The sequence below is a fragment of the Nocardioides astragali genome (assembly GCF_024436375.1).
Lineage (GTDB): Bacteria > Actinomycetota > Actinomycetes > Propionibacteriales > Nocardioidaceae > Nocardioides > Nocardioides astragali.
This window is the reverse complement of record NZ_JAFMZM010000001.1, coordinates 37,103-49,470: the sequence shown is the minus strand read 5'-3', so window position 1 is coordinate 49,470 and position 12,368 is coordinate 37,103. Positions and strand designations below refer to the sequence as shown.

Sequence of the window (12,368 nt, the reverse complement as noted above, 5' to 3'; positions counted from 1 at the left end):
GTCCCCGGACCGGCAGGAGCGGTCGCCTCGCTATCTTCGTCGGCATGACCGACCTACGGCTGTCGCGCCGCCTGGCCCACATCCCGCCCACGGTCTTCAGCGAGATGTCGGCGCTCGCGGTGCGGACCGGGGCGCTCAACCTCGGCCAGGGCTTCCCCGACGTCGACGGTCCCCCGTCGGTGATCGCCGCCGCCGAGGCGGCGCTCGAGCACGGCGCCAACCAGTACGCCCCCGGCATCGGCATCCCGTCACTGCGAGCCGCGATCGCGCGCCACCAGCAGCGCCACTACGACCTCGTCGTCGACCCGGGCCGCGAGGTCGTGGTCACGACCGGATGCACGGAGGCCGTGGCCGCGGCCCTCCTCGCGCTGGTCGACCCCGGTGACGAGGTGGTCGTGCTGGAGCCCTACTACGACTCCTACGTCGCGATGCTCGACATGTGCGGTGCACGTCGCCGCCCCGTCACGCTGCGGGCACCGGACTTCCGGCCCGACCTCGACGCGCTGCGCGCGGCGGTCACCGGGGGGACCAAGCTGATCCTGCTCAACACCCCGCACAACCCGACCGGCACCGTGCTCACCCGTGACGAGCTGCAGGTGGTCGCCGACCTGGCGATCGAGCACGACGTGATCGTCGTGACGGACGAGGTCTACGAGCACCTCGTCTTCGACGACGCGCGATCGACCGAGGGCCATGTCCCGATCGCGACCCTGCCCGGCATGTGGGAGCGGACGCTGACGCTCTCCAGCGCCGGCAAGTCCTACTCCTTCACCGGCTGGAAGGTCGGCTGGGCCACCGGGCCGGCGCCCCTCGTGCAGGCGGTCCTCGCCGCCAAGCAGTGGCTCACCTTCACCTCGGGCGCACCTCTGCAGCCCGCCGTCGCGCACGCGCTGGACCACGAGCCCGACTGGCCGCGCGACCTCGCGCGGGACCTCCAGTCCCGCCGCGACCTGCTCTGCGACGGGCTCGCCGCGGCCGGCCTGGCGCCGCGGGTGCCCGAGGGGACGTACTTCGCCACGACCGACGTCTCCCACCTGGGCTGGGCCGACGGACGCGAGTTCTGCCTGGCCCTGCCCGAGCGCGCCGGGGTGGTCGCGATCCCGACGCAGGGGTTCTACGACGACGCCGAGGCCGGGCGCCAGCTGGTGCGGTGGGCCTTCTGCAAGGAGCCCGACGTGATCCGTGAGGGCGTACGACGTCTCGCCGCGGCCGACCTCGCGCGCTGACCGAACCCGACGCCTCGGGCCCGGGGTCAGCGACCCGGGTAGTCCCGCGGCGGGTGGTCGGGGTAGTCGGTGCCACCCTCGGCCGGCGGCTGCTGGCCGTAGGGGTTCTCGGCGGGCGGCGGCTGCTGGCCGTAGGGGTTCTCGGCGGGCGGCGGCTGCTGGCCGTAGGGGTTGTCCGCGGCGGGCGGCTGCGGCTGCGGGGTCTGGCCGTAGGGGTTGTCGGAGCTGGGGTAGGGGGTCGGCGCGTCCTGTCCCGGCTGGACGCCGTACGGGCTGCCGTACTGGGTGCTGGGGTAGCCCGTCGGAGATCCGGGGTAGCCGCCGGACAGGCGCTTGAACCAGTCGCCGGCACCGCCGGTGAAGAGGAGCACGATCACGGCCACGGCGGCGACGACCAGGACGAGGGACACGCCGCTGGCGCCCCCGAGGAGCGACAGGACGGCGGTGACGGCGCTGGAGATGACGAGCAGGATCCGCGACACGTTGGAGCGGCGCAGCACGAGGACGGCCAGGACGATCGCGACGAGGGCCCAGACTGCCAACACCAGGAGGATGGCCGTCGCCACGCCTACCAGCTGGTCTGCGGTGATATCGAGATCTCGGAGCTCCGGTATCTTTTGCAGCTCGGCGTCAAGCTCTCCGTCCTCGATGAACTGATCGCCGGCGACCAGCAAGGAGAGGCCGAGCAATCCCGTGACCGCGCCCGTGATGGCGGAGAACACGATCGTGATCCACGCGGCTGCGGTCACCGTGCCGGGACGACGGTCACCCATCGGCTGCTGGGCCATTCCGTAGGACGGCTGCTGGGCATAGGGGTTGGGCTGACCGTAGGGAGTGGGCTCGCTCATGCGTCCATCTCACCATGTCCGCGGTCGCGCGCGTCAGTGCGGCTCGAGGGAGAACCAGCGCCGGACCTCGATCCGCCGCAGGCAGACGACCGTCGCCACAGCGGCGGCCGCCGGGATCACGATGAGAGGGATGCTGACCACGAAGACGAGGCAGACCGCGGCGCTGACGGCGGCCGTGACCATCAGGCCCCGCCGAGCCCAGTCGCGCCGCGCCATGGCGAAGCCCGCGAGCACGAGCGCCAGCAGGCACCACACGATGAAGACGCTGGCGTAGGCGTAGACGGTCTCGCGCACCTGCTCCAGGGTCAGGCCGTCGTCGACCAGCTCCGGCTGCTGCTGCTCGAGCACGCTCATCAGGAACTCGGGCGACAGGCCCGCCATCGCCAGCCAGAGCAGCGACAGGGCCAGCAGGCCACCAGCCGTGACGACGGTGATCACGAAGGCCGCGACCATTGCCGGGGGGCGCGCGAGCAGCAGCTGCTGGTGCTGCTGCCGCGTCGTGGGCAGCGCCGCGGGCCCGGTCGGGGGCTGCGCGCCGAGGTGGGCGTGCTCGCCCGGCGGCCGGTGCTCACCGAACGGCCGGGTCGCGGGCGGAGGGGTCGTCGGTCCGGTGCGGGGCGGGTCGAGCGGCCGGTCGGTGCCGCGCGGGGCGCCCAGCGACGTACGACTCCGCGCCTGCTTGTCGGGAGCCGACGCGGGCGGCGTCCACCGCCCGGTGGCGAACCACTCCCGCGCGGGCGCCAGCCACAGCATCGCCGTGCCCGCAGCGACGAACGACCCGGCCAGCCCACCGACAGCCAGTCCGGCCACGAAGACCGGCCCGGCGAAGATCGTGAGCGCCAGCCGGGAGGAGCGGTCGGGCTTGCGGACGAACCAGCCCAGGATCGCGGTCGCACAGGCGCAGGCGGCAGCGACCATGCACGTGATGCGCAGCACCTGCGCGGCGCCCTCGACGTCGAAGCCCAGCGAGGAGAACGGCGCCTCGGCGAGGACGTCCCGGATCGCCTGCTGGGTGTCGAGGGAGCCGAGGGTCGCCACCTGCTCCCACGCGGTGACCAGCACGATGAACGACGCGAACATGATGATGCCCGACGCCACGGTGACCTGGGGCGGACGCTGCTCGGTGGGCTGGCTCACCCGGCCATCCTCGCAAGGTCGTCCCAACCCAGCCACATCGCGGCGACAGGGGTTGTCTCGGGGTTGCCCTCAGGGACCGACGGGGACCTGTCCCCGATGTGCGGACCCGCGTGGGACCGCGAGGGTTGGGCCCATGATCACAGTTGAGTCCCTGACCCGGAGGTACGCCGGCTTCACCGCCGTCGACAACGTCTCCTTCACCGCCCAGCCTGGCCGCGTGACCGGTTTCCTCGGTCCGAACGGTGCCGGCAAGTCCACCACGATGCGCGTGATGGTCGGTCTGACCGTCCCGACATCCGGCACCGCCACCATCAATGGAGAACGGTTCGCGGACCTCCCCAACCCGGGCCTCGAGGTGGGCGTCCTGCTGGACGCCTCAGCCCAGCACGCCGGCCGGACCGGCCGCGAGATCCTCTCGGTCGCTGCCGCCACCATGGGCCTGCCCGGATCGCGGGTCGACGAGATGCTCGAGCTGGTGAGCCTGACCCCCACCGAGGCCAAGCGCCGGGTGCGCAACTACTCCCTCGGCATGCGCCAGCGGCTCGGTATCGCCACCGCCCTCCTCGGAGACCCGAAGGTGCTGATCCTCGACGAGCCCGCCAACGGGCTCGACCCCGCGGGGATCCGGTGGATGCGCGACCTGCTGACCGGCTTCGCCAGCCAGGGTGGCACGGTGCTGTTGTCCTCCCACCTGCTGCACGAGATCGAGGTCATCGCCGATGACCTGGTCGTGATCGGCAACGGCAAGATCGTCGCGTCAGGCACCAAGGAGGAGCTCCTCGCCGCGGCCGGGACGCTCGCCCGTTCGACGTCGCCGCGCGACCTCGCCCACGCGCTCGAGCAGGCCGGGATCCCCAGCACGCTCGCCGGGGACGGCTCGGTACGCACCGACGCCGACCCCGCTCGGGTCGGCACAGTGGCCCTGACCGCCGGCATCGCCCTCACCGAGCTCCGGTCCGCCGAGGGCGCCGGGCTCGAAGACATGTTCTTGTCGCTCACTGCCGACACCCAACGCGAAGGAGTTGCGGCATGACCGCCACGACCGTCTCCCCCACGACCAGCACGGACATCACGGAGGCTGCGCCGGTTCGCCGGACCGCCCGTCCCATCCCTACGGCCCGCCTGATCAAGGTCGAGCTCCGCAAGATGTTCAACACCCGCTCGGGCTTCTGGATGCTGATCAGCATCGGCGCCCTGTCGGTCATCGCGACCGGCGCCGTGATCATCTTCGCGCCCGACAGCGCCGTCACCTACGAGAACTTCGCGGCCGCGATCGGCTTCCCGATGTCGGTGATCCTGCCGATGATCGCGATCCTCGGCGTCACCAGCGAGTGGAGCCAGCGCAGTGGGCTGACGACCTTCACCCTGGTGCCGAGCCGCGGCCGCGTGATCGGGGCGAAGGCGATCGCGACCTTCCTTGTCGGCATCGTCTCGATGGCCGTCGCCTTCGCCGTCGGCGCCCTCGGCAACCTGGCGGGCTCCACGCTCGCCGGCGTCGACACGGTCTGGGACATCTCGCTCGCGACCGCGCCGCAGATCGTCCTCGGCAACCTCGTCGGTATGGCGATCGGCTTCACCCTCGGGGTCGTGCTGCGCAACTCCGCGGCCGCCATCGTCGGCTACTTCGTCGTGTCGCTCGTGCTGCCGGGCATCCTCGCCCTGCTCGCGTCCGTGCGCGAGTGGTTCTACGACCTGCAGCCGTGGATCGACTGGAACTACACCCAGGTCAGCCTCTTCGAGGGTGCCACGAACACCACGAAGGAGTGGGCCATGCTCGGCTCGACCACGATGATCTGGATCGTCGTCCCGCTCGTCGTGGGCCTGCTCTTCCTGCGGCGCTCCGAGGTCAAGTAGTTCCCCTGCTTGCCTCGAGCGAGTCAGCGGCTGCCGGTCGGGGGACCGGCGGCCGCTGACGTCTCTGACAGGCTTGTCCGCATGCACCCGGACGCCTGGCTGGTCGTCATCGACCCGCAGCGGATCTTCGCCGACCGGTCGAGCCAGTGGGGCTCGCCGATGTTCCCCGCGATCGTCGATCCCGTACGACGGCTCGCCGCCGCTGCCGGTGATCGCACCGTCGTCACCCGCTGGGTGCCGGCCCGCGAGCCGCAGGGCAGCTGGAAGGCCTACCTGGAGGCGTGGCCGTTCGCCGACGTGCCGGAGGACGACCCCCTCCTCGCGCTGGTCCCCGAGATGGCCGACCTGGGGCACCACGTCGTGTCGCTGCCGACGTTCGGCAAGTGGGGGTACGCCCTCCAGGCGGTGACCGGGCCCACGCCGCACCTGGTGCTGGCCGGCGTCTCCACCGACTGCTGCGTCATCTCGACGGCCCTCGCCGCCGCGGACGCCGGCGCGACGGTCACCGTCGTCACCGACGCCTGCGCCGGTTCGAGCCCGGCCAACCACCGGGCGGCCATGGACGTGATGGCGCTCTACCCGCCGCAGATCACCGTGGCCACCACTGACGACGTCCTGGCCGACGCAGCGATCCGATGAATCACCCCACCGAGTTTTCGGTCTCCCCCGCTTCGCTCCGCCGCCCGACAACTCGGCGGGGACCCCGATGAACCACCCGATGAGTCGGGTCATCCACACCGGCCAGGCCCTGGTCGACGTCGTCGTCGAGGTGCCCGACCTGCCCGCCCGCGGACAGAACGTGATGGCGTCGTCGGTGGCCGACTACGCCGGCGGCGCTGTGACCGTGCTGGTGGCGGCGGCCAGGTTCGGCGCGGAGTGCGTCCATGCCGGCGCGCACGGCACCGGGCCGCACGGCGACCTCGTCCGGGCGGCGCTGGCGGCCGAGGGCATCGACGTCTCCGCTCCTCCGGTGGCAGACCTCGACACCGGCATCTGCGTGGTGCTCATCGAGCCGAGCGCCGAGCGCACGTTCGTCACGACGCTGGGCGCCGAGCGCCGGATCAGCGTCGACTCGCTGGCCACCTCCGATCCGGGTCCGGGAGACCTGGTGTGCGTCACCGGCTTCTCGCTGGCCCTCGACAGCACGCGCGACCCGTTGCTGGAGTGGCTGCCGACGCTCCACCCCGACGTTGTCGTCGTGCTCGATCCGGGATCGGCGTTCGCCCGCCTCCCCGAGCACGTCCGCACCGCGATGCTCGACGTGACCGACGTCTGGTCGAGCAACGCAGAGGAGGCCGAGGACCTGCTCCGCGAGGTCGGCGAGGAGCCGCCAACGGACCTCGCCGCGCTCACCGCAGCCGTCGCGCCGCTGCTGCGCGGTGACGCGGTCGCGATCGTGCGCGACGGCCCCGAGGGATGCGCGGTCCACGTGGGCGGCGCGACCACGGCCGTGCCCGGCTTCCCGCAGACGCCCGTCGACACCAACGGCGCCGGCGACACCCACACCGGCGCGCTGCTGGCCGAGGTCGCCGCCGGCACGCCGTGGGTCGCGGGGTGCCGTCGCGCCAACGCCGCGGCCGCGATCAAGGTGACCCGACGCGGACCGCAGTCGGCCCCCACGTCGGCCGATGTCGACGAGTTCCTCGCGTCCGTCGGCAGCAGCTTGGTCACTCCACCGTGGTGCTGATTGATATCGAGAGCCCTGGAGCCGGTCCGAGATCTGGGTCGCGATTCACGCTGACGGTGAGCCTGGAGCGGTGGCCATCGATCTCGCGCTCGGCGACAAAACCGTCGCGGAGAGGGGAGACGGAACTGACCTGCCACCCCACCTCCTCGGCCATCGACAGCACCTCTTCGAAGGCGCGCTCGACCTCCGCGTCCGTGGAGCCGGCGAAGATGCGTTGGTGTTGCGTCGGTGCGGGCTTGCCGATGACTCCGCCGGAAGAACCCTCGTTCTCGGAGCCGTCGACCTCCTCGAGGCCCTCGATCGGCTCCGTCGCCATCGGGTCCGACTTCAGGGCGTCCAGCTCCCCACCACCGCACCCGGCTCCAAGGGTCACCAGGCACACGGTCAGAGCCAGCCACGCCGTCACTCGTCGCAACTGCACATCCGCCCCCGCTACCCGAATGGTCGGCAGCGTAGCGGCAGACCGTTGGACGCTCGACGTGGCACGCGCCTGCAGCTCGGCGTCGTGCACAAGGTGAAGCCCGGCATCAGCAGAAGGCCGACAGCTTCTGCAGCGCCGGCCCGGTGTGCTCGGCCAGCCGCTCGCGCGCGTCGTCGTACGCCGGTGATCCCGGATAGCCGGGCGGCACCCGCGCCGGGTTGAGCGCCACGCCGTTGGCCCACTCCTTGACGTCCGGCTCCGCGGAGAACGTCTGGGCGTTCCGGGTCCCGAGCAGGGTCATAGAGGCCCACTGCTCCAGCGAGTTGCCGTAGGTGGAGGGCGCACAGAGACGGTTCTTCTCCGCGTCGTCGGCGCGGGTCGCCTCGACGTAGCCCACCAGCGCGGCGGCCAGGCAGGGGAAGCCGGCGCGGACCGGCTGGATCGTGATGTCGGACGGCCGCCACACCGGCACCAGCGGCGGGTTCTTCAGTCCGTCGGCGGCACAGTGCACGACCACGGCGTCGTCGGCGATGCGGACCGACCCGTCGTCGAAGCCGAGCCGGCCTCGCGAGACGGACCTGAGGTGCCCCAGTCGTACGACGTCCTCCACCGTCCGCAGCTCCGCGAGCTCCCACCGGGCCAGCGTCGGGGCCTTCGCCATCGTGGGCGTCACCGAGCGGTCGATGCGCAGCATCACGCCGGCGTCCTCCATGAGGAGGAACGCCTCGTCGAGGGACGACGCTCCCGCGACGGACTGCATGATGTCGGCGCCCAGCCCGAAGAAGACCGCGGGGTCAGGCTGCACCCGGGCCCGGTCGAGCATCCACGGGTCGCGGGGGCGCACCCAGCAGATCGCGCCCGGATCAGTGCCGCGCCCGAGCAGCCACACGATCGCGTCGGTCGCGGTCTTGCCCGACCCGACGACGACGTACTGGCTCGGTTCGTCCTCCAGGAGGACGAGGTCGTTGACGGGCAGGACCCGCGCTCCGTCGGAGACCGCGAACGGCAGCGGCACCTCGGCCGGGATGGTGGGCGCCAGGTAGTGCGCGTTGACGATGCGGCACGAGTCGGGCACCTCGAAGCGCTCGCCCGAGGTCCGCGAGGTCACCGTGCGGTGGCCGTCGAAGTCGCTCTCGGGGAGGAACTCGACGCGGCCCGAGCTGACGAGGCGCTCGAGGACCCGCGCGTAGTAGGACGTGATCTCGGGCTGCGAGGCCCGCTCCTGCAGACCCGCCTCGGGCCCGCTCGTCTGCAGCGACCCGTCTCCGAGCAGTGTCGACGCGACGCCGTAGAAGCACGAGGACTGGTGCAGCCGCACGAAGGGGTAGGCCTCCAGCCAGTGGCCCCCAGCACCGTGGCGACGGTCGACCAGGACCACCCGCGCGTCGGCGGAGTGCTCGATGAGCGCGTCTGTGAAGCCCATGCCGAAGGCGCCGGCACCGACGACGAGGTAGTCGGTCTGGAGGGTGCGAGCCACAGGTCGAGACTAGACCTCTGAGCGCGTACGGTGCGCCCATGAATCCGGACGTCCTGCTCGTCGGCTGCGGCGACCTCGGTGCCCGGGTCGGGCTCCGGCTGTCCGACCTCGGGCACGACGTGCTGGCGCTGCGACGCGATGCCGCCCGCGTCCCGGCGCCCCTCCAGGGGCGGTCCGTCGACCTGGCCCGCGAGGCACCGGACCTGGCCGGCCTGCGCCCGCGCTTCGTCGTGGTCGCCCTCACCGCGCGCCCGCGGACCGAGGAGTCCTACCGGGCGACGTACGTCGACGGGACGGCGCGGGCGCTCGACGCGCTCCAGCAGGCACCCGAGCGGGCGGTGCTGGTCTCCTCGACCGCGGTCCACGGCTCCCACGACCTGCCGCCGCTCGAGGACGAGACGGCGATCGCCGCGCCCACGGACGGGCCAGGACGGATGCTGCTCGCCGCCGAGGAGGCGTTCCATGCCCGCGTCCCGCGCGGCACCGTGCTGCGGCTCTCCGGCCTGTACGGCGGCAGCAGCACGCGGCTGGTCGACACCGTCCGCGAGGGACGGGTCGACGACCCTCACCGGTGGACCAACCGCATCCACCGCCAGGACGCGGCGGCCGCGGTCGTGCACCTGCTCACGATGCCGGGGCGACCGGAGCGGCTCTACCTCGGCACCGACGACGAGCCGGCCCAGCTCGGTGACGTCGCGGCCCACCTCGCCGACAGGATCGGGGCGCCTCCTCCCCCGCCGGCCGACGCCGCGCGTGGGCACGGCAAGCGGCTCTCCAACGCCCGGCTCCGGTCGACCGGCTGGGCACCGGGCTTCCCGAGCTACCGCGAGGGCTACGCCGGGCCCTGACTCGTCGTCAGGTCAGCCGATGACGGCGTCGATCGTCTTCTTGAGCGCGCTGGGCTCGGACGGCCTGCTGGGGGCCTTCTTCTTCGCCTCGATCAGCTCCTGGCCGATCTCCTGGAGCGCCTTGCGGCCGAGTCCCTCACGGACCTGCGGGAACCACTCTTGCTCCTCCTCGTCCATGTGGTGGGTGACGTTCTCGATGAGGACCATCGTCTTGGCGGTGAACCGCTCGTCGGTGGGCTTCATCCCGGCGAGCTCCATCACCAGGACGTCCGCCACGTGGTGCTCCTCGTAGGACTCCAGCACGTCGTCCTCGAGGTCGGGCAGGAGCTCCCGCACGCGCGGGTACATGACCTCGTTCTCGATGTAGGTGTGCTGCGTCAGCAGCTCGATCATCGTGTCGACCAAGTTGCCCTTGCGAGCGGTCGCGGTGTCCTCTGTGGACTGGAAGTCCTTGAAGACCTTGCGGATCTGCTTGTGGTCGTCCCTGAGGATGACGATTGCGTCGGTGGACATGGGAGCCTCCTGGTCTCGGATTTCCTGACAGGCCGCAGTACCCAGATCCCCCCGGGCCCACGCGCGACACACACGCGAAACACGACTCGCCGAAGATGCTCCCGTGCTGATCTCCCGTGCGGACTTCACGGACCCACGACTCGCGTCGTTCCTCCAGGCTCACCTCGACGACATGGAGCCGACCGCGCCCCCGGAGAGCAGGCACGCGCTCGACCTGTCGGCGCTGGAGGCGCCGCACGTACGGATGTGGGTGGCGACGGATGCCGACGGGATCGTCGGTACGGCGGCGCTGGTGGCCCTCGACGACCACCACGAGGAGCTCAAGAGCATGCGGACCGAACCGCGCGTCCGTGGTCGCGGGGTCGCCTCCATGCTGCTGGCCCACGCCCTGGAGGACGCCCGGTCGCGCCGCGTGGTGCGCGTGTCCCTCGAGACCGGCAGCATGTCGTTCTTCGCGCCGGCGCGCTCGCTCTACGCGAAGGCCGGCTTCGTGCCGTGCGCGCCGTTCGGGTCGTACGTCGACGACCCCAACAGCACCTTCATGACGCTGGAGCTCACTCCGCGCTGACGACGGGTCCCTGGTGGGCCGGCAGGGTGACGGTGACCGTGGTGCCGCGGCCGAGCTCGGATGTCAGGTCGATGTGTCCGGAGTGGCGACGGACGATGCGGTCCACGATCGCCAGGCCCAGGCCCGTGCCCGGGCGGGCGAGCGCGACGGGGTTGGAGGAGCGGAAGAACTCGCGGAAGAGCTGCTGCTGGTCCTCCTCCGAGATGCCGATGCCCTGGTCTGCGAAGGAGACGCGCACCTCTCCGTCCTCCCCCGCCAGCCGCACGTCGATCCGACCGCCGACGACCGAGTACTTGATGGCATTGCTCGCCAGGTTGGCGAGCATCCGGTGCAGCTCGGCGGGCTCTCCGGCCACGAGGACGGGCTCCTCGGGCACGTCGACGTGGCACACCTGGGCCTTCGACAAGGCCGCGTGGTGGCACTCGTCGGCGACCTCGAGCAGGATCCCGCGGAGGTCGACGGCCTCGGGCACGAACTCGCGCGCGGGGTCGGCCACCTTGGCCATCGTGAGGAGGTCTTCGATGACGGCCTGCATGCGTGTCGCCCCCCGGCTCGCGGCGGCCACCGATCGGCGGTTCTCCTCACCCATCCCCTCGATGTCGAGCATCTCCAGGTTGGCGGTCATCGAGAACAGGGGGGTGCGCAGCTCGTGCCCCAGCGTGTTGACCATCTGCACGCGATAGCTGTCGAGCTTGCGCAGGCGGTCGGCCACGGCGCGCTCGCGCTCGAGCTGGTGGGCGTTGGCCACGGCGCGCCCGAGGTCGCGTCCGATCTCGAGGGCGGCATCGCGCTCCACCGCCGTCCACGCGGGCGTGTCACTGACGCGGGTCAGGACGAGGAACCCGAGGCACTCCGGTCCGGCGCCGAGCGGGACGAAGAGGACCGAACCGATGCCGATCCGGTCGAGGAACGCGAGCAATCGCTTGGCATCGGCCGGAGGCAGTCCGGGGGCCTCGGACCGGTCGTGCGAGAAGTGGGCGGCGTACTGATCGGCCCAGTAGCGGTGGGCGAGCTTGATCACCACGTCGTCGATCTCCGAGAACGGAGCCTCCACCTCCCCGCCCACTGCGTACGACGTCGCGGACGTGCCGCCGTCGGTGTCGAACGCCGTCAGCCACATGCCGACCGCACCGAAGCACGACGTGATCGCTTCCCGGCACGCCTCCAGCACCAGCTCGAGTGACGGCTCGCCCAGGGCCTCGCGCACGATCTGTCGCGCCTCGTCGGCCATCCGGACGCGCTCGGCGAGGCTCTCCCGCTCGAGCGCGAGCAGGACCAGGGTGCGAGCCACACCGGCGTACTGGGTCAGCACGGCCAGCTGCTTGGGACCCGGGTGCCGGCCGTTGCGCGGGCTGTCGACCGACAGCAGGCCGCGCAGCCGGCCCTCGTCGTCGTGCAGCGGCGCGGCCAGCAGGTCGAGCGGGTGCCAGGCATCCTCTCCGTCGAGGGGGACGACGTCCGGGATGTGGCTGTAGGCGAGCGCCTCCTCGCTGGCGCGGTCGTGCGGGACGAACCGCCACACGCCCCACTCGTCCGCGTTGGCAAGCTCCGCCTCGATCGTCAAGGTGGGCAGCAACCTGCCGACGAAGCCGTCGGCGACCCCCGCCGCCGCGACGACCTCGCACACGTCGTCGCGGCGCAGCGTGATGGCCGACTGCTCGAAGCCGGCCAGTGTCGCCACGCCCTCGACGAGCACCTGCAGGTGCTGGCGTGTCTCGTCTGCCCAGGGAGCGGCCTGCTCCTGGGCGGCTGGTTGGTCGGGCATCGCACCCCTTCTCGCGATCGGGAC

13 protein-coding genes are annotated in these 12,368 nt (G+C 71.7%); 7 read left to right on the top strand and 6 right to left on the bottom strand.

The features are described from left to right. The first annotated feature begins 44 nt into the window (after positions 1-44). Entirely contained in the window at positions 45-1,226 is a 1,182-nt protein-coding gene (locus J3P44_RS00245; protein ID WP_255888224.1) for a pyridoxal phosphate-dependent aminotransferase, read from the top strand. 26 nt (positions 1,227-1,252) lie between these two features. Here J3P44_RS00245 and J3P44_RS00240 read toward each other — a convergent pair whose 3' ends face one another. Both J3P44_RS00240 and J3P44_RS00235 read right to left on the bottom strand, forming a co-directional pair. Beyond that, positions 1,253-2,074, bottom strand: a complete 822-nt coding sequence (locus J3P44_RS00240; RefSeq protein WP_255888223.1) for a hypothetical protein — start codon at positions 2,072-2,074, stop codon at positions 1,253-1,255. A gap of 33 nt (positions 2,075-2,107) precedes the next feature. Then, positions 2,108-3,211, bottom strand: coding sequence for a hypothetical protein (locus J3P44_RS00235; RefSeq protein WP_255888222.1), 1,104 nt, complete (start codon positions 3,209-3,211; stop codon positions 2,108-2,110). A 133-nt stretch (positions 3,212-3,344) separates the two neighbouring features. On the opposite strand from J3P44_RS00235, the gene J3P44_RS00230 reads away from it, so the two are divergent. From J3P44_RS00230 to J3P44_RS00215, 4 genes are all read left to right on the top strand, one after another. After that, positions 3,345-4,244 (top strand): ABC transporter ATP-binding protein, encoded by a 900-nt coding sequence (locus J3P44_RS00230; RefSeq protein WP_255888221.1) that lies wholly within the window; start codon positions 3,345-3,347, stop codon positions 4,242-4,244. Continuing rightward, positions 4,241-5,065, top strand: a complete 825-nt coding sequence (locus J3P44_RS00225; RefSeq protein ID WP_255888220.1) for an ABC transporter permease — start codon at positions 4,241-4,243, stop codon at positions 5,063-5,065. The genes J3P44_RS00230 and J3P44_RS00225 overlap by 4 nt, the downstream gene beginning before the upstream one ends. Before the next feature lie 81 nt (positions 5,066-5,146). After that, entirely contained in the window at positions 5,147-5,704 is a 558-nt protein-coding gene (locus J3P44_RS00220; protein ID WP_255888219.1) for a cysteine hydrolase family protein, read from the top strand. A gap of 79 nt (positions 5,705-5,783) precedes the next feature. Continuing rightward, the gene (locus J3P44_RS00215) at positions 5,784-6,752 is read left to right on the top strand and encodes a PfkB family carbohydrate kinase (protein ID WP_255888218.1); all 969 of its coding nucleotides are present in this window, start codon (positions 5,784-5,786) and stop codon (positions 6,750-6,752) included. Here the strand turns inward: J3P44_RS00215 and J3P44_RS00210 are convergent. Further along, positions 6,733-7,125, bottom strand: a complete 393-nt coding sequence (locus J3P44_RS00210; RefSeq protein WP_255888217.1) for a hypothetical protein — start codon at positions 7,123-7,125, stop codon at positions 6,733-6,735. The two genes, J3P44_RS00215 and J3P44_RS00210, sit on opposite strands and share 20 nt — an antisense overlap. A gap of 154 nt (positions 7,126-7,279) precedes the next feature. After that, positions 7,280-8,650 (bottom strand): NAD(P)-binding protein, encoded by a 1,371-nt coding sequence (locus J3P44_RS00205; RefSeq protein WP_255888216.1) that lies wholly within the window; start codon positions 8,648-8,650, stop codon positions 7,280-7,282. A gap of 38 nt (positions 8,651-8,688) precedes the next feature. On the opposite strand from J3P44_RS00205, the gene J3P44_RS00200 reads away from it, so the two are divergent. Beyond that, a complete protein-coding gene (locus J3P44_RS00200) occupies positions 8,689-9,498 on the top strand; it encodes a Rossmann-fold NAD(P)-binding domain-containing protein (RefSeq protein WP_255888215.1) in 810 nt (269 codons plus the stop codon). 12 nt (positions 9,499-9,510) lie between these two features. On the opposite strand, the gene J3P44_RS00195 is transcribed toward J3P44_RS00200, so the two are convergent. After that, the gene (locus J3P44_RS00195; protein ID WP_255888214.1) at positions 9,511-10,011 is read right to left on the bottom strand and encodes a hemerythrin domain-containing protein; all 501 of its coding nucleotides are present in this window, start codon (positions 10,009-10,011) and stop codon (positions 9,511-9,513) included. A gap of 103 nt (positions 10,012-10,114) precedes the next feature. Here J3P44_RS00195 and J3P44_RS00190 point away from each other — a divergent pair, with 103 nt between their 5' ends. Then, positions 10,115-10,579, top strand: coding sequence for a GNAT family N-acetyltransferase (locus J3P44_RS00190; protein ID WP_255888213.1), 465 nt, complete (start codon positions 10,115-10,117; stop codon positions 10,577-10,579). Here the strand turns inward: J3P44_RS00190 and J3P44_RS00185 are convergent. Next, positions 10,566-12,344: a sensor histidine kinase gene (locus tag J3P44_RS00185; protein ID WP_255888212.1), complete on the bottom strand. Its 1,779-nt coding sequence runs from the start codon at positions 12,342-12,344 to the stop codon at positions 10,566-10,568. The genes J3P44_RS00190 and J3P44_RS00185 overlap by 14 nt on opposite strands. Between the last annotated feature and the right edge of the window lie 24 nt (positions 12,345-12,368).